The organism is Brevundimonas sp. KH_058, assembly GCF_057838505.1.
Map to the genome: position 1 here is coordinate 1,204,623 of NZ_CM174469.1, position 19,311 is coordinate 1,223,933.

Sequence of the window (19,311 nt, forward strand, 5' to 3'; positions counted from 1 at the left end):
GCAGAGCTACGCCCCGGACCGAGCTGGCTCTCCATACGCACGATGGTGGGCAGCGAGAGGCCCGACGCCTTCGCCAACGAAGGCTGGCTCCAACTAAGGAGGGCGCGCGCGGCCTTGATTTGTGGGGATGTCAGCACAGCGATGATGATTTTATTATCATGAAAGACTATTTTCTATTGACGCGATACTTGCCTTCGGCGATCATGAAATAATCATAGGTGATTAGAAGGCTTTAGTCATGGGCTCGCGTCGAAAGACGGGCATCGAGGACGCGCGCCTGCCTGCACTTTCCAGGCGCGCGCTCATCGCCGGCACATCGGCCGTTGCGTTTGGGGCCGCCAATCCGGCTGCCGCTTCCGCTGCCCTGATTCCCGCCGCCGATGCCGCTTCGGACGTAGCGACGCGGCGGTGCAGAAACTGGCTGGCCGTCGATGACCAGATAGAGCGTCTCCAGACCCGTTGGGCGAAGCTGGAAGGCTGGCTGATCCGGGAGCATTCGTGGTGCAACCTCACGCCGACTGAACAGCAGGCTTTGCCATGGTCCAAAGAGCTTCGCGACATAGACGGCATCTTGGCCACGCTATTCGACAAGCGTGAGCGTCTTCTAGAGGCGATCCCTGATTCCAGCGCGGCGACCTTGGAGGCGATCGTTGCGCGGCTGGCAGTCGTTGAGCGTCTGGTCTGGCCCGAGGACCATCCGGAGGCCCACGCAATGATCACGAGATCGCGGATGGACCTCATCGCGATTTCCCAAGGAACTTGTTGAACGCCTAGCCGGAAGGCGATCGACTACGTGCTGCTAATGATGGAGCCATCATAGGAATCGACTGGAGGACGAGCGGGATGACAACGCCGAAGTCCCGGCCAAAACGCCGACGTGCAAGAAGCTCTGCGGATGTCCTTAAGGCGGCGATCCTGCGACTGCCTACCAACCTTCGCGACGTGTTCGTTCTCCATCGTTTCGGGGGGCTCACCTACGGCGAGATCGGATCGCATCTTGGGATAGCCCCGGAGGCTGCGGAGGCGGCATTTGCTGCCGCACTTGCTCGCCTCGCGCGGGCGGTCAGGATTTCCGAGGAGTGATGCTCCGCCATTTTCTGGAGTTGAAGCCCACTCGGCTGATAACCAGCGGCCAGATACGCGGCGGCCATTGAGCCGTAGCGACGGTAGATCGTGTAGGTGCTGGGCGTACCGTAAGCGTCCAGTATCTCACGCGACAGGCTGCCATGCTCGGCAAAGGCCCGTTTCAGGTGCTGGTGCAAATCCTCCATCGAATATCTCGGCTTGCCTCGACCGTGGCGGTTCATGTCGCCCTTAAAAAGGTGATGGTTCGCGAACTTGGACGGCATAGGCAGGTTCAGTAGATCGCGAATGACCGGCATAGGGCCGACTTGCCGGTAGTAAACGCCGGGGCTCCATCGGCCGAAGCGTCGAATGAGGCCCTGACTGATGTAGCCATGGTCGGCGCCAACGCGCCGCAGATCTGCGAGCGCGGCTTTACAAGCAACAGGAGTTCGGTTGCGCTGCCGCTTTCGTTGTGCGGCCTCGAAGACATCCTTTGTCACGATCGGGGGGACGCCGTCATCTACGACGATCCAGTCGGCGCGAGGCAGGGCGCCCCCAGACTTGACGCCGACTGGTCTGGAGTAACGCCCGCCGATGAGTTTGCCGATATAGGCCTGGTTATCGAGGATGTACCGCACTCGTCTGGCTGACCAATCACCCCACTCAGCATTCGCGCCCGGATCTGCCGTCAGTTTTCGCGCGACGCTCACAGTGGTCGCCTTCGGACGAAGATAGAGCGCGAATATTCGACGCACGAACTCCACCTCGGCGCCCGGGCCCAGGATGAGCTTGGTTCGCACACCTTGCTGTTTACGGACGAACGAACCCGATGGTGCGGCGAGCATCGTGCCATCACTGCGCGTGAATATCCGCCGCAAGCCGAGCGGAGCCCGCCCTCCGGTCCAGAATCCTTGGGCCAATAGTCCACGCTGAGCGCGTGTCACCTTCTCGGAAAGGTCATGGCTGTACTGGCCCGCCATGGTCCGTTTGATATGCTTCATCAGTTGCGACATCGGACTGCCGTCGTTTTTAAAGCCGTCAGCGCAATAGAGGACAGGTACGCCCGCCTGAACGCACATGAACTCGTAGTAGGCGGCCTGGTCGGAATTTTGGAACCGGCCCCATCGGCTGACGTCGTAAACAAGGACGCAGGTGAAACCGCTGTCTCCTGAAAGCACGTCGGCCAAAAGGGCTTTTAGACCGTCTCGCTTCCGGAGAGAGACCCCGCTAACGGCGGCGTCTTCGTAAGTCCGAACGATCTGCATCCCATGCTCGACCGCAAAGGCTTCATTGGTCGCCTTCTGGAATGTCGGCGAGTATTCCTGTCGCTCTGTCGACATACGCACGTACTGCGCCGCTCTAATTGGCGAAACCTGCATTTTCATCTCCCGCGTCATCTATGACTTGGGACATCAGCACTCGCCCGACCTTTGCTTGTCAAAGCACGCAACGCGGGCGGCCGAGCTTCCGGCCTCGCTGGCGATCATATTCCATTCGGGTGCTAGCCCTATCCCTATCCCTAGCGGCCTACGGAACGAAGGTCGTGAAACCGACCAGGCGCCGTAATGGGGTGGTTATCTCAACGGGCGATCCGCGCCGTGCGCGGCGGGCTTTAGGCTGTGCCCCGAGCTTCCGGCTGCGCCGGCGATCTCGTCCCATTCGGGTGACAATCCCTATCGCAAGAAGCTTGAGGCGTTGCCCCCTGCGCACTCCGAAGAGGCATCCGCCCAGCTTCTCTCACAGAGTTCGTTGCAGCCGGGTCCCCGCGAAGCCTCCCGCTCCGTTTGCTCCCCCAGTCTCGCCGACGGGCAAGGGTTCAGTACGAACCCAAACCCCAGAGGCGGATATGAAGAACGACTACTCAATAACTCGGACACGCTGGAACGGCATCGAGATCGAAATCCGATGGAACGCCGACTATCTGATCTATGACGACCGAACCCATATGGCCCATCTGGAAGTCGTGAGCGTGTCACCCGAGCGAGCGCCATTACCGATCACCGAGACGGGATACAGGTCACACTTCACTCCCAGGGCAGCGATGGACGGTTACGACAGCGCGGAAGCCTTCGTAGAGGCGTGGCTTGACCAAGCGTCGCGTTCGCAGGAATGGAAGGCTTTCGATCAGGCGAGCAGGCAGTTGTCGCTGTTCTAGGCGGGCGGACGTTCAAGCGGTTGCGCGAACGTCCGCCATTGCCATCAGGTCTTTGGCTGGCGGGGTTTGCGGGTCTTGGGCGCAGGAGCAGCGGCGGCTTTCGCCTGACGCCCTTTTGAACCCAAACCGATGGCGCGAGCCAGTTCCGACCTCTGGGCGCTATAGGCCGGATGGACCATCGGATAGTCCGACGGCAAACCCCATTTGGCGCGATAGTCCTCAGGGGTAAGACCGCGCGTCCCAAGGTGGCGCTTTAGGCTCTTGTACGGCTTGCCGTCTTCGAAGCTGATCAGGGCGGCGTCGCCAATCGACTTCTTGATCTCGGCTTTGGACTTACGATCCGGCGCCGTCGCTTCCAGCTCGACCCCAGTCGGCGAAACATCGAGGCTCGAAAGCGTGGCGAAGGTATCGCGGATCAGGGTCTGAAACTCTTCAGCCGTGAGGCGCGTGTTGGTATTCGAGACATAGGCGCTGACCAGTTCGATTGTGCCGTCCCGCGCGTCGGATGCGGGGGTGTATGTGTCATCAGCCATGGGTAGACCTTCATATCCAAAACAGATCCTGCTTAGGACAATGCCTGTCGCCTTGCCAAGCTGGTCACGCCCCACCGTCAATATGGATGAAGTGGCTCCACCCTATTGGACGCGGCCGTCAATTCACGCCATCTTTCGTGGCTAAAGCGCCGAATAATCTACACGATTTCTGCACGGCATTTACGCGTGCAGAAATCGTGTTATTTTACAATGGACTATACGGACGAAAGATGTCTGTCTTTCTCCCATTGGGAGAAGGTGGCCCGCAGGGCCGGATGAGGGTCGGCCGGTGGGCCAAATCGCACGACCCGCCCCTCACCCTTTCGCACAAGACGACGGCTATCGCCGCCGTGTGCTCAAGCCCTCTCCCAGCGAGGTCATTGCGGCGCGACATACCCCATCTCGCCTGCGAACTTGGGCAGCAGTTGCAGCCAGACCGCCAGCGGGTCCGCCAGCTGCGCCACGCCTTCGCCGGACAGCACGACGACATCGTACTGCACCGTCGCCGTCGGGGTCTCCGCAGCGGTGTGGAAGGCCTTCAGATAGCGGTTGTCGCGGTTCCAGGCGTTGACCTTGTCCAGCGTCGCGCCGGCGCCCGGCACCACGGCGCTGAACTGAACCTCGCCGCAGACGCCCGCCTCGCAGCCGTAGAAGAAGACCGCCCAGGTCAGGCCCGCATTGGTCACGGTGAAGAAGGTCAGGCCATTCTCGGTCTGCACCGGCCCGACGCGGCCGCCCAGCCCGGTGATCCAGGTCCCGACCTCGGCCGGCGTCAGACCGCGACTGGCCACAGCCGGCGCCATCTGGGCCAACGCAGCACTCGTCGTCAACGGCGACAAACTCAAAGCAAGGGCGGCAACGAGGACGAGGCGGCGCATGGGAACTCTCCGAAGGTCAGCCCCCACCCTAGCCGTCAGTCGCGGACGTGCGCCAGCCAGTCCTTGCTCTGCATCTCGTTGAACCGCGACACGGTCCGCTCGAACTCGAACGCCCCAACCCCCTCGGTATAGAGGGCCTCCGGCTTGGCCGCCGCCAGCACGATCAGCTTGGTCTTGGCCTCGTACAGCGCGTCCACCAGGGTCACCAGACGCCGCGCCTCGTGATGGTTGGCCGAGCTCAGGATCGGCACGTCTTCCAGGAACAGGGTGTGGAACCGCTGGGCGATGGCCAGATAGTCCTGCGGCCCCAGCGGTTTGCTGCACAGGTCCGCGAACGTCGCCCGCGCCATAGATCCGACGGTGCGCTCCACCACCACGTCGCGACCCAGCACGGTCAGGTGCGCCGGCTCCTCGGGCTCGCCGCCCTTCAGCTCGCGCCACAAATCCTCGAACCCCGCGCGGTCGTCGGGCGTGTGCCACACCTGGGCCGAGGTCATCCGGTCCAGCCGCCAGTCGCGCGCTCCGGCCATTTCCACCACCGCGCAACGCTCGCTGATGATGTCGATGAAGGGGACGAACAGCTGGCGATTGATGCCGTTCTTGTACAGGTTCTCGGGCGCGCGGTTGGAGGTAATGGCCAGCACCACCCGATCCTCGAACAGGGCCTCGAACAGCCGGCCCAGGATCATGGCGTCGGCGATGTCGGTGACCTGCAGTTCGTCGAAACACAGCAGCCGTGCCTCAGACGCGATCAGCCTGGCAATGGGCGGAATGGGGTCGTCGCCCTTGTGGGCGCCGAACACGGCCTTGCGCGTCTTCGCATCCCCCTCGCGCCACTGTTTCACCAGGTCGTGGATGCGGGCCATGAAGGCGTGGAAATGGGCGCGCGTCTTTCGCGGCTCGGGCGTCGCCGAATAGAACAGGTCCATCAACATTGATTTGCCGCGTCCCGGCGGCCCGTAGAGGTAGACGCCCCGCACCTCCGGCGCCTTGCCGAACAGGCCGCGCCTGGCCAGATCGACCTCCAGCCGCTCCAGCGCCGTGATCACGCTCTCCTGCGCCGGATCGGGCGTCAGCACGCCCTCTTCCACGCGGATGTCGTAGGCGTTGCGGATGCGGGAGGTCATGGGACGGCTGCTTAACGCCCCCTCCGCCGAAAAGCGATTGCTTCGCGGCCCCGAACGCCTATTTGCAGGGCTCTCACTACAATGCGCTCAAGCAGCGAGGCTCCGCGAGCCGAGCGTAGCGCGTCCGAAGGACAAGAAAAAATGGGTTATCGCGTCGCCATCGTCGGAGCCACGGGCAATGTGGGCCGCGAAATGCTGAACATTCTGGAAGAGGTCGAATTCCCCGTCGACGCCATCCACGCTATCGCCTCGCGCAAGTCCAAGGGGGTCGAGGTCTCTTTCGGCGACAAGACCATCAAATGCCAGGACATCGAGCAGTTCGACTTCTCGACCGTCGATATCGTCCTGATGTCCGCCGGCGGCGAGGTCTCGCGCGCCTGGTCCGAGAAGATCGGCAAGGCCGGCCCCATCGTGATCGACAACTCCTCGGCCTTCCGCAAGGACCCGGACGTGCCGCTGATCGTGCCGGAGGTGAACCCGGACGCCATCAAGGATGCGACCAAGAAGAACATCATCGCCAACCCCAACTGCTCGACAATCCAGCTGGTCACGGCGCTGAAGCCGCTGCACGATGCGGCCAGGATCAAGCGGGTGGTGGTCTCGACCTATCAGTCGGTGTCCGGCGCCGGCAAGGAAGGCATGGACGAGCTGTGGAACCAGACCAAGGCCATCTACGGCCTGGGCGACGCGCGTCCCAAGAAGTTCCCCAAACAGATCGCCTTCAACGTCATCCCCTACATCGGTTCCTTCCTTGAGGACGGCTCGACCGACGAGGAACAGAAGATGTCGGACGAGACGCACAAGATGCTGGACCCGGACATCAAGGTCACCGTCACCTGCGTGCGCGTGCCGGTCTTCGTCGGCCACTCGGAAGCCGTCAACGTCGAGTTCGAGCGCGCCCTCGCCCCGGACGAAGCTCGCGCCATCCTGCGCGAGGCGCCCGGCGTGCTGGTGATCGATAAGCAGGAGCACGACGGCTACATCACGCCCGTCGACGCCGCCGGCGAGCACGGCGTTTACGTCAGCCGCATCCGCAAGGATCCGACCGTCGAGCACGGCCTGAACCTGTGGGTCGTGTCCGACAACCTGCGCAAGGGCGCCGCCCTGAACGCCATCCAGATCGCCCAGCTGCTGGACGAGACGGGCGTGATCACGTCGTCGTCGGGATACCGCTCGATCACGGTCTGATTCACCCGTCGTCATCCTCCGGCAAGCCGCGCCTTCGCGGCGCTGACCGGGGGACCCAGCGGCGCGCGTGAGCGCGAACCTGTCGCGGACCTGATCTTCCGGCATCATGCCGCTGAACCATTTCGCCTCCGGCGCCGCTGGGTCCCCCGGTCTCGCTCCGCTCGCCGGAGGATGACGAAAGAATTAAGTCGCGCGGGCTACGAAAAGGAATACGCGCCATGAGCGCCACCACCACTGCCCAAAGCGACCCCCGCGCGGTGGGCACGGCCATCGCCTGTTACACCCTGTGGGGCCTGTTGCCGCTGCTGTTCATGGCGATGGCGGCGCATGGGTTCGGTGCGCCCGAGATTCTGGCCCACCGGGCCGTCTGGTCGGTCTTCGTCGCGGCCTTGGTGCTGCTGCTCGCCGGCCAGTGGGGCGAGGCGAAAAAGGTGCTGGCCACCCCGCGCACCCTGGCCTGGCTGGCCCTGTCGGCCCTGCTGATCGCGACGAACTGGAGCCTCTACGTCTACGCCACGACGCACCATGCGACGCTGGAGGCCAGCCTCGGCTACTATATCAATCCCCTGCTCAACATGGCGGCGGGCGCCGTGCTGTTCCGCGAGAAGATCGACCGCTGGAGCGCCGTCGCCATCGGTCTGGCCGCCATCGGGGTCGTGATCCAGACCATCGCCCTGGGCCATGTGCCGATCATCGGCCTGACCCTGGCCGTCACCTTCTGCGCCTATGCGGTGATCCGAAAGCGCGTGCCCGCCTCGGCCCAGACCGGCCTGTTCGTCGAATGTCTGGTCCTTCTGCCCATCGGCGCGGTCTTCCTGGCCTGGCTGACGATCCAGGGCCAGGCGACAGGCTTTTCCTCGCCCTCGGGCCTGGCCTGGGCCCTGGTCAACGGGCCGGCGACGGTGATCCCTCTGGTGCTGTTCGCCTGGTCGGCGCGGCGTCTGCCCCTGTCCACCGTCGGCTTCATCCAGTTCCTGGCGCCCACGCTCCAGTTCGCCTGCGGCGTCCTGACGGGCGAGGCCCTGACGCCGCTGCGCATCGTCTCGTTCGTCTTCATCTGGGCCGGCGCCGGCGTCTTCGCCCTGGGCGCGCTCAATCGCTCGCGCGCCGCCAAGCGCGCCGTCTCTCTGTCGGAAACGGTCTAGAGCGCCCCGTACAGCGCCTCCAGCAAGCGTTTGGGCCTGGGGTCGCCGATCAGGTGCGGCGACTGCCGCGTCATCACATAGGCCGCCGACAGCCGGCGCGACGGATCGGCCATGGCCATAGACCCGCCCCAGCCATAATGGCCGAAGGCTTCGTCCGGCCCGAACACCTTCAGCCCGTCGTTGCGCATCAGTCCCGCCGCCCAGCTGATCTCGAACGGCAGCACCTTGTCCGGCCCGTGGATGCGTTCTCGCGTCAACTGCTCCAGCGTCCCTGCCGACAGCACCGACCGGCCGTCCAAGGCTCCGCCATTGGCGACCACGCCCAGCATCCGCGCCAGCCCCAGGGCCGTGCCGTGCAGATTGGCCGACGGAATCTCCATCTCGCGCCATGCCGCCGAGCCCCGCCCGCCGGGCGCGGAGCCGCGATCCAGGAAGGCCGCCTGTTTGATCGGATCGACGACGCCCAGGCTGGGCGCCGCCGTCGGCTTCCTCATCTGCGCCACCCGCCCGTGTTCGCTTTCCGGCAGACCGATCCACAGATCGAGATCGGGGAAGTCCTGACGCAGCGTCTGGCCCATGGTCCGTCCCGTCGTGCGGCGGAACACCTCATTGGCCAGATAGCCGACCGTGACGGGATGATAGCCCGAGGCCGTCCCCGGCGCCCACATCGGCGCCTGGGCCGCCAGCCGCGCCAGCACGGCCGGCACGTCGAACCAGATCGTCGGATCGACCGCCTCGGAGAAACCAGGAAGCCCAGCCTGATGGCTCATCAACTGGGCCACGGTCACGTCCGCCTTGCCCGCCGCGCCGAACTCGGGCCACAGCGACGCGACCGTCTGGTCATAATCGACCTGCCCCGCCTCGACCGCCGTCGCCATCAGCAGGGCCATCACCGCCTTGCCGGTCGAGAAGACCGAGGTCAGGGTCGTGTCGGTGAACGGCGTCGTCTTCGCCGTATCCGCATGGCCCGCCCACAGATCGACGACCGCCTCGCCCTCGACCAGTACGCTGAACCGCGCCGCCTGCTCGTTCAGCCCCTCGGGCGCCTCGGTGAAGTTGGCGGCGAACGCCTCGCGCACGGCCTCATAGCCGGGGGCGCAGACGCCTTGGATGTCGATGGGATCGGTCATGGGCTGGTCTTAGCGCGACCGCCGCCCACGAAAAAGGCCTCCCGCCGAAACGGGAGGCCTCAAATCGTTCGATCCTTGAAAGGGTTCAGCCCGCGAAGACCTCGACAGCCTGTTCGGCCAGGATGGTCAGGCCTTCGCCGTTGACGTCGGCGAAGCCGCCGTGGACGTCGTACTGGACCTTGGTCCCGCCGTTATAGACGGTGACCAGACCCTCGCGCAGGGCGGTCATGAAGGGGGCGTGGTCCGGCAGAACGCCGAAGTCGCCCTCGACGCCCGGCGCGTCCACCTGGTCCACGAGGCCCGAGAAGACCTCGCGTTCCGGCGAGACGAGGGAGAAGTTCAGCTTGCCAGCCATAATCAGGCTTCCGACGCCATCTTCTCGGCCTTGGCGACGGCCTCTTCGATGGCGCCGACCATGTAGAAGGCGGCTTCAGGCAGGTGGTCGTAGTCGCCGGCGACGATGCCCTTGAACGAGCGGATCGTGTCGGCCAGTTCGACGAACTTGCCAGGTGCGTTGGTGAACTGCTCGGCCACGAAGAAGGGCTGCGACAGGAAGCGCTGGATCTTGCGGGCGCGCGAGACGACCAGCTTGTCCTCTTCCGACAGCTCGTCCATGCCCAGGATGGCGATGATGTCCTTCAGGCCCTTGTACTGCTGCAGCACTTCCTGGACCGAACGGGCGACCTGGTAGTGCTCTTCGCCGATGACCAGCGGGTCCATGATCCGCGAGGTCGAGTCCAGCGGATCGACGGCGGGGAAGATGGCCTGGGCGGCGATGTCGCGCGACAGCATGGTCGTCGCGTCCAGGTGGGCGAACGATGCGGCCGGGGCCGGGTCGGTGGGGTCATCGGCAGGGACGTAGATGGCCTGGACCGAGGTGATCGAGCCCTTCTTGGTCGAGGTGATGCGTTCCTGCAGGTTGCCCATCTCGGTGGCCAGCGTCGGCTGATAGCCCACGGCCGACGGGATGCGGCCCAGCAGAGCCGACACTTCCGAACCGGCCTGGGTGAAGCGGAAGATGTTGTCGACGAACAGCAGGACGTCCTTGCCTTCTTCGTCGCGGAAGTATTCCGCCTGGGCCAGGCCGGTCAGGGCGACGCGGGCGCGGGCGCCGGGAGGCTCGTTCATCTGGCCATAGACCAGGGCGCACTTCGAGCCCTCGGTCGAGCCGCCGTTCTTGGCCGGGTCCACGTTCACGTTGGACTCGATCATCTCGTGATACAGGTCGTTGCCCTCGCGGGTGCGCTCGCCCACGCCGGCCAGGACCGAATAACCGCCGTACGCCTTGGCGATGTTGTTGATCAGTTCCTGCATGGTGACGGTCTTGCCGACGCCGGCGCCGCCGAACAGGCCGGTCTTGCCGCCCTTGGTGTAGGGGCAGATCAGGTCGATCACCTTGATGCCCGTGACCAGGATTTCCGACGAGTTGGTCTGCTCTTCGAAGGTCGGCGCCTCGCGGTGGATCGGACGGTACTGCGTGGTCTGGATCGGGCCGGCTTCGTCGATCGGCTGGCCGACGACGTTCATGATGCGGCCCAGCACGCCCGGTCCGACCGGTGTCTGGATCGAGGAGCCGGTGTCGATCACGGGCTGACCGCGCGTCAGGCCTTCCGTCGTGTCCATGGCGATGGTGCGGACCATGTTCTCGCCGAGGTGCTGGGCGACTTCCAGCACCAGGGTGAAGGGCTCGCCCGTCTTCTGGTCGACGTTCTGGGTGTTCAGGGCGTTCAGGATCGCCGGCAGGTGGCCGGTGAACTCGACGTCCACGACGGCGCCGATGACCTGGGCGATCTTGCCGGTGGCGACGATGGAGCCGGGCGCGGTCGCGGCGGCGGGCGCCTTCTTGACGGCGGGCTTCTTGGCGACTGCCTTCGGGGCGGCGGGTTTTTTGGCGACGGTGTCGGTCATGGCTGGGGTCCGTATCGGAATGTCTGTTCGGTCGGGATCAGAGGGCTTCGGCGCCGGCGATGATCTCGATCAGTTCGGTGGTGATCTGGGCTTGGCGCTTGCGGTTGTATTGCAGCGTCAGGGCGTTGATGAGGTCGCCGGCGTTGCGCGTGGCGTTGTCCATCGCCGCCATCTGCGACCCGAAGAAGCCCGCCTGGTTCTCGTACAGAGCGGCCAGGATCTGGGTCGTCAGGTTGCGGGGCAGCAGGGTCTCAAGGATTTCCTCTTCCGAGGGCTCGTATTCATAGACCGCGCCGTTCAGGTCGATCGGGGCCGCGTCGCCTTCGACCACGGCCGGGATCAGCTGCTTGCCGGTCGGGACCTGTTGGATCACCGACTTGAACTGGCTGTAGAACAGGGTGACCACGTCGGCCTGACCGTCCTCGAACGCCGTAGCGATCATTTCGGCGACCGGCTGGGCCGAAGGCAGGCCGATGGTCTTGTGCTCGCTCAGTTCGAAGGTATGGATCACCTTGGCGCCGTACAGACGCGTCAGCTGGTCGCGCGACTTCTTGCCGACGGCGATGATCTTCACATCCTTGCCGTTGGCGATCAGGCTGTTGATCCGCTCGCGGGCGGCGCGGATGACGTTGGTCGAGAAACCACCGGCCAGACCCTTGTCCGCCGTCGCCACCACGATCAGGTGACGCTGGTCCTGACCCGTGCCGGCCAACAGCCTGGGCGCGTCGGCGCCCGAGACGCCGGCGGCCAGGTTGGCGATGACCGAGGCCATCTTCTGCGCATAGGGCCGGGCGCTTTCGGCCTGATCCTGAGCGCGTTTCAGCTTGGCCGCGGCGACCATCTGCATGGCTTTCGTGATCTTCTGCGTCGCCTTGACGCTTCCGATCCGATTGCGCATTTCCTTGAGGCTGGCCATCCGGCGCTTACTCTCTCAGCTATCCGGCGGGGTTCAGGCGAAGGTCTTGACGAAGGCGGCCAGGATGTCCTTCAGCTCGGCTTCGAGGTCCGAGGTCAGGTCCTTCTTGGTGCGGATTCCGTCCAGCAGCGAGGCGTGGTTCGCGTGGATGCGCGCCAGCAGTTCCTTCTCGAAACGGCCCACATCGCCCACGGCGATGCCGTCGATATAGCCGCGCGTGCCGGCGTAGACCGAGACGACCTGCTCTTCCATCGCCAGCGGCGAATATTGCGGCTGCTTCAGCAGCTCGGTCAGGCGGGCGCCGCGCGCCAGCAGCTTCTGGGTCGAGGCGTCCAGGTCCGAGCCGAACTTGGCGAAGGCGGCCATCTCGCGATACTGGGCCAGCTCGCCCTTGATGGTGCCGGCGACCTTCTTCATCGCCTTGGTCTGGGCCGAGGAGCCGACGCGCGACACCGAGATGCCGACGTTCACGGCCGGGCGGATGCCCTGATAGAACAGGTCCGATTCCAGGAAGATCTGGCCATCGGTGATCGAGATCACGTTGGTGGGGATGTAGGCCGACACGTCGTTGGCCTGGGTTTCGATGATCGGCAGGGCCGTCAGCGAGCCCGAACCGTAATCCTCGTTCAGCTTGGCCGAACGCTCCAGCAGGCGGCTGTGCAGGTAGAAGACGTCGCCCGGATAGGCTTCGCGGCCCGGCGGGCGGCGCAGCAGCAGGGACATCTGGCGATAGGCCACAGCCTGTTTCGACAGATCGTCATAGACGATCAGGGCGTGCATGCCGTTGTCGCGGAAGAACTCGCCCATGGCGGTGCCGGCGAACGGCGCCAGGAACTGCAGCGGGGCCGGTTCCGAAGCCGTGGCGGCGACGACGATGGTGTATTCCAGCGCGCCGGCCTCTTCGAGGGTCTTGACGATCTGGGCGACGGTCGAGCGCTTCTGGCCGATGGCGACGTAGATGCAGTAGAGCTTGGCGCTCTCGTCGTCGGTCTTGTTGACGTTCTTCTGGTTCAGGATGGCGTCGACGGCGACGGCGGTCTTGCCGACCTGACGGTCGCCGATGATCAGCTCGCGCTGGCCGCGGCCGACGGGGATCAGGGTGTCGATGGCCTTCAGGCCGGTCTGCATCGGCTCGTGAACCGACTTGCGCGGAATGATGCCCGGCGCCTTGACGTCGACGCGGCGACGCTCGGTGAACTCGATCGGACCCTTGCCGTCGATCGGCTCGCCCAGCGGGTTGACGACGCGGCCCAGCAGGCCACGGCCGACCGGCACGTCCACGATCTCGCCCAGGCGGCGCACGTCGTCGCCCTCGGCGATCTGGGCGTCGGCGCCGAAGATCACGGCGCCCACGTTGTCGCGTTCCAGGTTCAAGGCCATACCCTTGACGCCAGCCTTGGTGAACTCGACCATTTCGCCGGCCTGGACATTGTCCAGACCGTGGATGCGGGCGATGCCGTCGCCGACCGACAGCACGCTGCCGACGTCGGAAACGTCGGCTTCGACGCCGAAGTTGGCGATCTGCGACTTGAGGATGGCCGAGATTTCAGCGGCGCGGATGTCCATGACGGGCTCTCTGTTCTTCAGTCTTCTGCGGGTGCGCCGTTCAGGCGCGCATTCTTGGTGGCGGGAGCGGGCTTACGCGCGCTGCTTTCTTGTTTCTGAAACGAGACTACGCTCGTTTCAGTGCGAACTTCATCTGGTCGAGCTTGGTCTTCAGCGAGGCGTCGAACAGTTTCGAGCCGACCTTGATCTTCAGGCCGCCCAGGATCGACGGATCGACGCGCGCGGTCAGTTCCGGCGCCTTGCCCAGGCTCTTGGACAGGGCGGCGGTGATGGCGGCGACCTGTTTGGCGTCGAGCGCCTGGGCCGAGACGACCTCGGCGGCGACGACGCCGGCGTGTTTGGCGTAACGGGCTTCGAAGCCGGCGATGACAGCCGGCAGGTCCTTGGCGCGATGGTTCTGGGCCAGCAGACCCAGGAAGTTGGACGTGGTCTGTTCGAACCTGGCCTTGGCGGCGATGGCGACCAGACCCTTGGCCTGATCGTCGGCGCTGATGACGGGCGAGGCGGCCAGACGACGCAGGTCGGCGCTCTCGATCCAGGCCGCCTTCAGCGACTTCAGATCGGCGCGCACGGCGTCCAGGCGGCCGGTTTCCAGCGCCAGGTCAAACAGCGCCTGTGCGTAGCGATCGCCGACTTCCGTCGTTCTGAAATCATCAGCCACTGATTAGGGTCCGAGGTCGTTGTGTCAGGGTCGCGACCGACTGCGAGGCTCGCAACGGTCAAAAGCTTGAAATGCTTACGGAAAGCACGACAGAGGCCGTATCCGTGAATACGCCCCCTTCAAGCCGGGCGCCTGATAGCACGGGGTTTCGCCGCTCGCAACATTGCGTGAAGGCGCGTCGATGCCGCAGGGGGCCAGGGACAGGCTGCAAGGAGGTGTCCCCCTCCCCACATCGTGGGGAGGGGGGACCGCGCGTAGCGTGGTGGAGGGGCTCTTGAAGTCCCACAGACGCCTGCGATGCGGTGAAGACCCCTCCGTCACGGCGCTGAAGACGCGCCGCGCCACCTCCCCATGAAATGGGGAGGAGACGATGCTCATCCATCACAATGCCGCTGGTTCATTCCCAGCGAATCCAACCGCTTGCGGATTTATGTCCCCCTTCTCCCATCCCCCCTCCGAAACAAGCGTATTCTAAGCCCGTCCCGTCGCCCGGAGGGCTCGCTTGGCCTGCGACCTTGCGGCGGCGGGAGCGGATGGAACGGGAGCGGGTCTGAAACGGCTCGCGCTGGCGGCGACACACGGTGCGCCGCCGGAGGGTCGAGGGGGATACTCGATCGCACTCGGGACGGGGTTTCGCAGACCCCGCCGACCCGTCGCAGGCTTATGGGGTTAGGCGATAAGACCGCCACCGCTCGACGCCCCGAGCTTGCAGGCCAACCACCCGCGCGGAGCGTCACACCCTTCGTCGAAACGGTACTTACAAACTCACACTCCGGGCGAAGGCCCGGCGCTCCGCCCAGCCCTCCACCAACTTCGCAGGCCAAACGCCGCGAAGACGCTTCCGCATGCCGTTTTTCCGTCGCAGAATGACAGAGGGGTGCGACCATGACGCCGCACCCTGTCGCTTGATCGGAACCTGCGTCGGCCCTAGCGCTTTCCGCTCAAGCTTTATTCTCCACCAGGAACCCCAATGCTCGACAGCATAACCCCCCTGCTCTCCGATCCGGCCGCCTGGGCCGCATTGGTGACCCTCATCGTGATGGAGGTCGTGCTTGGTATCGACAACCTGATCTTCATCTCGATCCTCTCGAACAAACTGCCCGAGCATCAGCGCCAGAAGGTCCGTCGCCTCGGCATCGGCCTGGCCCTGATCATGCGCCTGGCCCTGCTGTCGATCATCGCCTGGCTGGTCGGCCTGGTTCAGCCCGTCTTCACCGTCATGGGCAATGAGTTCTCGTGGAAGGATCTGATCCTGATCGCGGGCGGTCTGTTCCTGGTCTGGAAGGCCACCAAGGAAATCCACCACACCGTCGATCCCACGCCCAGCGACGCCGTCCTCGACAAGAAGGACGTCATGATCATGAACGCGGGCGCCGCGATCTTCCAGATCATCCTGCTGGACATCGTCTTCTCGATCGACTCGATCCTGACCGCCGTCGGCATGACCGAACATCTGCCGATCATGGTCGTCGCCGTCCTGGTCGCCGTGACCGTGATGCTGCTGGCCGCCGACCCACTGGCCAACTTCATCAACAAGAACCCCAGCGTGGTCATGCTGGCGCTCGGCTTCCTCTTGATGATCGGCATGGTGCTGATCGCCGACGGTTTCGGCTACCACGTGCCCAAGGGCTACATCTATGCGGCCATGGCCTTCTCGGCCGGCGTGGAGGCCCTGAACATGATGGGTCGTCGCGGCGCCACCAAGAAGGAACAGGCCGAACAGGCCCGCAGCGAGGCGAACGCCGCCGAAGTCCGCGCCCAGAAGGCCGAGGCCGAAGCCGCCGCAGAGCGGGGCTGATACCTATGACCCGCCTGTCGTCACGTCTCGCCGGTCTGATCGCCGGCCTGCTTGTGGCGACAGGCGCGTCCCTGCCTGTCCAGGCGGAGGTTCCGGTCCAGTCCTGGGACGTCGTGCGGGCCTATCCGCACGACACGGGGGCCTTCACCGAGGGCCTCTTCTTCCACGACGGTTCCCTTTACGAGAGCACCGGCCTGTATCCGTCCTTCATCCGCAAGGTGGACCTGGAGACCGGGGAGGTGCTGCGTCAACGCGACCTGCCGACCGTCTATTTCGGCGAGGGCATGACCACGCTGAACGGCAAGCTCTACAGCCTGACCTGGCGCAACCACATCGGTTTCATCTGGAAGCTGGACGACTTCTCGCCCCTGGGCGGCTTCTCCTATCCGGGCGAGGGCTGGGCCCTGACCACCGACGGCCGTCGCCTGATCATGAGCGACGGCACCGACCAGTTGCGCTTTCTCGATCCCGAGACGCTCGCCGAAACCGGCCGCGTCTCCGTCACCGCTAACGGCCGGCCCCTGACGCAGATCAACGAGCTGGAATGGATCGACGGCGAGGTCTTCGCCAACATCTGGCAGGACAACCGCATCGCCCGCATCGACCCCGAAACCGGGGTGGTGAAGGCCTTCATCGACCTCACCGCCCTGGTCCCCAAGGACATCGGCCTGGACCCCAACGACGACGTCCTGAACGGCATCGCCTGGGACGCGACCGGCAAGCGCCTGTTCGTCACCGGCAAACGCTGGCCCCAACTGTTCGAGATCAAGCTGCGCTAGAATAGCGAAGGGGCCGGACGCCGTGGCGGCGTCCGGCCCCTTGCTTTCAGTTCCGGCTCAGGCTCAACCGTGCAGGTCGAACCGGTCCAGCTCGGTCACCTTGGTCCAGGCCGCCACGAAGTCCGACACGAACTTTCCTTGCGCGTCCGACCCGGCATAGACCTCGGCCAGGGCGCGCAGCACGGCGTTGGAGCCGAACACCAGATCGACGCGCGTGCCCGTCCACTTGGCATCGCCCGTCTTGCGGTCGCGCCCTTCGAACACATCCTTGGCGTCAGAGGTCGCCGTCCACTTCACGTCCATGTCCAGCAGGTTGACGAAGACATCGTTGGACAGCACGCCCGGCCGCTCGGTCAGCACGCCGTGCGTCGCCCCGCCGACATTGATGTTGATGGCCCGCAAGCCCCCGATCAGCACCGTCATCTCCGGCGCCGTCAGCGTCAGCCGCTGCGCCTGATCGATCAGCAGGGCCTCGGCCGGAACCGCATAGCGGGCCTTCTGGAAGTTGCGGAACCCATCGGCGACCGGCTCCAGATAGGAGAAGGATTCCACATCCGTCTGCGCCTGGCTGGCGTCCGTCCGGCCCGGAGTGAACCGCACGCTGGCCTCATGCCCGGCCGCCTTGGCCGCCTGCTCGACACCCGCATTGCCGGCCAGCACGATCAGGTCGGCCAGAGACACCTTCTTGCCGCCTGTCTGGCCCTGGTTGAACTCGAACTGGATCCGCTCCAGCGTCTTCAGCACCCGGTCCAGCTGCTCGGGCTGGTTGACGGCCCAATCCTTCTGCGGCGCCAGGCGGATGCGGGCGCCGTTCGCCCCGCCCCGCTTGTCCCCGCCCCGGAAGGTCGAGGCCGAGGCCCAGGCCGTGCCGACCAGTTCCGACACGCTCAGCCCTGCGTCCAGCACCTTGGCTTTCAGAACCGCCGCATCCGTCGCATCGATCAGCGGGTGATCCACCTCCGGCACGGGATCCTGCCAGATCAGCACTTCGCGCGGGACTTCCGGCCCGACGTAGCGCGAGCGCGGACCCAGGTCGCGGTGGGTCAGCTTGAACCAGGCCCGCGCGAAGGCCTCGGCGAAGGCCTGCGGATTGTGCAGGAAGCGGCGTGAGATCGCCTCGTAGGCCGGGTCGAACCGCAGCGACAGATCGGTCGTCAGCATGGTCGGCCGCTTCTTCTTGGACGGATCGTGGGCGTCGGGGATGACCTCGCCGGCGTCCTTGGCCACCCACTGGTGCGCCCCGGCCGGGGACTTCTCCAGCTCCCATTCGAAGCCGAACAGGTTCTCGAAGAAGAAGTTGCTCCACTGGGCCGGCGTCTGGGTCCAGGTGACTTCCAGCCCGCTGGTGATGGCGTCGCCGGCCTTGCCGGAGCCAAAGCTGGAGGCCCAGCCCAGGCCTTGCGCCTCCAGGCCGTCGCCTTCCGGCTCGGCCCCGACATGGTCGGCCGGGCCGGCGCCGTGGGTCTTGCCGAAGGTGTGGCCGCCCGCGATCAGGGCGACCGTCTCCTCGTCGTCCATCGCCATCCGCGCGAAGGTGTCGCGGATGTCGCGCGCCGCCGCGATCGGATCGGGATTGCCGTCCGGCCCTTCCGGGTTGACGTAGATCAGACCCATCTGCACGGCCGCCAGCGGGTTCTCCAGATCGCGCGAATGCTCGTCGCCGTCCGCATTGTCGTCCGAGACCAGCACGGCCTCGTCGCCCGGCTTCGCCACCCCGTGCGAGCCGTGGGCGTAGCGTTTGTCGCCGCCCAGCCAGGTCGTCTCGCGACCCCAATAGACGTCCTGATCCGGCTCCCAGACATCCTCGCGACCACCGGCGAACCCAAAGGTGCGGAAGCCCATCGTCTCCAGCGCCACATTGCCGGTCAGGATCAGCAAGTCCGCCCAGGAAATGGCCTGGCCGTACTTTTGCTTGATCGGCCACAACAGGCGGCGCGACTTGTCGATATTGACGTTGTCGGGCCAGGAGTTCAGCGGCGCGAACCGCTGCTGGCCCCGCCCGCCGCCGCCACGTCCATCGCCGACGCGATAGGTGCCGGCGCTGTGCCAGGACATCCGCACGAACTGCGGCCCATAATGCCCGAAGTCCGCCGGCCACCAGTCCTGCGAGTCCGTCATCAGCGCCCGCAGGTCAGCCTTCAGCGCTTCGTAATCCAGCTTGGCGAAGGCCTCGCGATAGCTGAAGCTCTCGCCCAGCGGGTCGGACCGGTTCGAATGCTGGTTCAGCAGATCGGTGCGCAATTGGCCCGGCCACCAGTCGCGGTTCTGCACCCCGCCGCCCGCGACCGACTCCGTCGTCCGTCCGGAGAATGGGCATTTGGCTTCGTCGGTCATGGTGATGTTTCCTGCTGATTTCGCGCGACTTGAGGGTCGGTCTCGATAGCCCTGTAGATGACGAGGTCATTCGACACGGATCAAACGGATAAAGCCAATCGATTATCCTTGGCGTCGGCATAGGACAA

At 65.0% G+C, this 19,311-nt stretch carries 18 protein-coding genes; 7 read left to right on the plus strand and 11 right to left on the minus strand.

Features of this window, described 5'->3' with window-relative positions; all coding sequences use genetic code 11:
- Positions 1-238: 238 nt before the first annotated feature.
- Together AC3ISA_RS05755 and AC3ISA_RS05760 are read left to right on the plus strand one after the other, a co-directional pair.
- Positions 239-766, plus strand: coding sequence for a helicase (locus AC3ISA_RS05755; RefSeq protein WP_425985614.1), 528 nt, complete (start codon positions 239-241; stop codon positions 764-766).
- A 77-nt stretch (positions 767-843) separates the two neighbouring features.
- Positions 844-1,083: an RNA polymerase sigma factor gene (locus AC3ISA_RS05760; RefSeq protein ID WP_370650367.1), complete on the plus strand. Its 240-nt coding sequence runs from the start codon at positions 844-846 to the stop codon at positions 1,081-1,083.
- Here AC3ISA_RS05760 and AC3ISA_RS05765 read toward each other — a convergent pair.
- Complete coding sequence (locus AC3ISA_RS05765) at positions 975-2,462, minus strand: recombinase family protein (RefSeq protein WP_489179699.1); 1,488 nt, start codon at positions 2,460-2,462, stop codon at positions 975-977. The genes AC3ISA_RS05760 and AC3ISA_RS05765 overlap by 109 nt on opposite strands.
- A gap of 449 nt (positions 2,463-2,911) precedes the next feature.
- Between AC3ISA_RS05765 and AC3ISA_RS05770 the strand changes: the two genes are divergently transcribed.
- Positions 2,912-3,220 (plus strand): hypothetical protein, encoded by a 309-nt coding sequence (locus AC3ISA_RS05770; protein ID WP_425985610.1) that lies wholly within the window; start codon positions 2,912-2,914, stop codon positions 3,218-3,220.
- A gap of 44 nt (positions 3,221-3,264) precedes the next feature.
- Here AC3ISA_RS05770 and AC3ISA_RS05775 read toward each other — a convergent pair whose 3' ends face one another.
- The 3 genes from AC3ISA_RS05775 to zapE form a co-directional block, all read right to left on the minus strand.
- Positions 3,265-3,753 (minus strand): Ros/MucR family transcriptional regulator, encoded by a 489-nt coding sequence (locus tag AC3ISA_RS05775; RefSeq protein WP_425985608.1) that lies wholly within the window; start codon positions 3,751-3,753, stop codon positions 3,265-3,267.
- A 377-nt stretch (positions 3,754-4,130) separates the two neighbouring features.
- Complete coding sequence (locus AC3ISA_RS05780; protein ID WP_489179700.1) at positions 4,131-4,631, minus strand: YbjN domain-containing protein; 501 nt, start codon at positions 4,629-4,631, stop codon at positions 4,131-4,133.
- Between the two features lie 35 nt (positions 4,632-4,666).
- A complete protein-coding gene (gene zapE, locus AC3ISA_RS05785) occupies positions 4,667-5,758 on the minus strand; it encodes a cell division protein ZapE (protein WP_489179701.1) in 1,092 nt (363 codons plus the stop codon).
- A gap of 141 nt (positions 5,759-5,899) precedes the next feature.
- Between zapE and AC3ISA_RS05790 the strand changes: the two genes are divergently transcribed.
- A complete protein-coding gene (locus AC3ISA_RS05790) occupies positions 5,900-6,946 on the plus strand; it encodes an aspartate-semialdehyde dehydrogenase (protein WP_489179702.1) in 1,047 nt (348 codons plus the stop codon).
- Positions 6,947-7,164: 218 nt separating this feature from the next.
- Positions 7,165-8,091 (plus strand): EamA family transporter RarD, encoded by a 927-nt coding sequence (rarD, locus tag AC3ISA_RS05795; RefSeq protein ID WP_489179704.1) that lies wholly within the window; start codon positions 7,165-7,167, stop codon positions 8,089-8,091.
- Here rarD and AC3ISA_RS05800 read toward each other — a convergent pair.
- The 6 genes from AC3ISA_RS05800 to AC3ISA_RS05825 form a co-directional block, all read right to left on the minus strand.
- A complete protein-coding gene (locus AC3ISA_RS05800; RefSeq protein ID WP_489179705.1) occupies positions 8,088-9,221 on the minus strand; it encodes a serine hydrolase domain-containing protein in 1,134 nt (377 codons plus the stop codon). The two genes, rarD and AC3ISA_RS05800, sit on opposite strands and share 4 nt — an antisense overlap.
- 85 nt (positions 9,222-9,306) lie before the next feature.
- Complete coding sequence (locus AC3ISA_RS05805; RefSeq protein ID WP_489179706.1) at positions 9,307-9,576, minus strand: ATP synthase F1 subunit epsilon; 270 nt, start codon at positions 9,574-9,576, stop codon at positions 9,307-9,309.
- A 2-nt stretch (positions 9,577-9,578) separates the two neighbouring features.
- Positions 9,579-11,129 (minus strand): F0F1 ATP synthase subunit beta, encoded by a 1,551-nt coding sequence (atpD, locus tag AC3ISA_RS05810; protein ID WP_489179707.1) that lies wholly within the window; start codon positions 11,127-11,129, stop codon positions 9,579-9,581.
- 37 nt (positions 11,130-11,166) lie between these two features.
- Positions 11,167-12,045: a F0F1 ATP synthase subunit gamma gene (locus AC3ISA_RS05815; RefSeq protein ID WP_489179708.1), complete on the minus strand. Its 879-nt coding sequence runs from the start codon at positions 12,043-12,045 to the stop codon at positions 11,167-11,169.
- 33 nt (positions 12,046-12,078) lie between these two features.
- A complete protein-coding gene (gene atpA, locus AC3ISA_RS05820; protein WP_489179709.1) occupies positions 12,079-13,611 on the minus strand; it encodes a F0F1 ATP synthase subunit alpha in 1,533 nt (510 codons plus the stop codon).
- Positions 13,612-13,717: 106 nt separating this feature from the next.
- The gene (locus AC3ISA_RS05825) at positions 13,718-14,272 is read right to left on the minus strand and encodes a F0F1 ATP synthase subunit delta (protein ID WP_159848251.1); all 555 of its coding nucleotides are present in this window, start codon (positions 14,270-14,272) and stop codon (positions 13,718-13,720) included.
- A 970-nt stretch (positions 14,273-15,242) separates the two neighbouring features.
- Here AC3ISA_RS05825 and AC3ISA_RS05830 point away from each other — a divergent pair.
- Both AC3ISA_RS05830 and AC3ISA_RS05835 read left to right on the plus strand, forming a co-directional pair.
- Positions 15,243-16,070, plus strand: coding sequence for a TerC family protein (locus AC3ISA_RS05830; RefSeq protein ID WP_489179710.1), 828 nt, complete (start codon positions 15,243-15,245; stop codon positions 16,068-16,070).
- Between the two features lie 5 nt (positions 16,071-16,075).
- Positions 16,076-16,849 carry a glutaminyl-peptide cyclotransferase gene (locus AC3ISA_RS05835; RefSeq protein WP_489179711.1) on the plus strand — a complete coding sequence of 258 codons (774 nt, stop codon included), beginning with the start codon at positions 16,076-16,078 and terminating at the stop codon, positions 16,847-16,849.
- 63 nt (positions 16,850-16,912) lie between these two features.
- Here the strand turns inward: AC3ISA_RS05835 and katG are convergent, their stop codons facing one another.
- Positions 16,913-19,183: a catalase/peroxidase HPI gene (gene katG, locus AC3ISA_RS05840; protein ID WP_489179712.1), complete on the minus strand. Its 2,271-nt coding sequence runs from the start codon at positions 19,181-19,183 to the stop codon at positions 16,913-16,915.
- Positions 19,184-19,311: the final 128 nt, after the last annotated feature.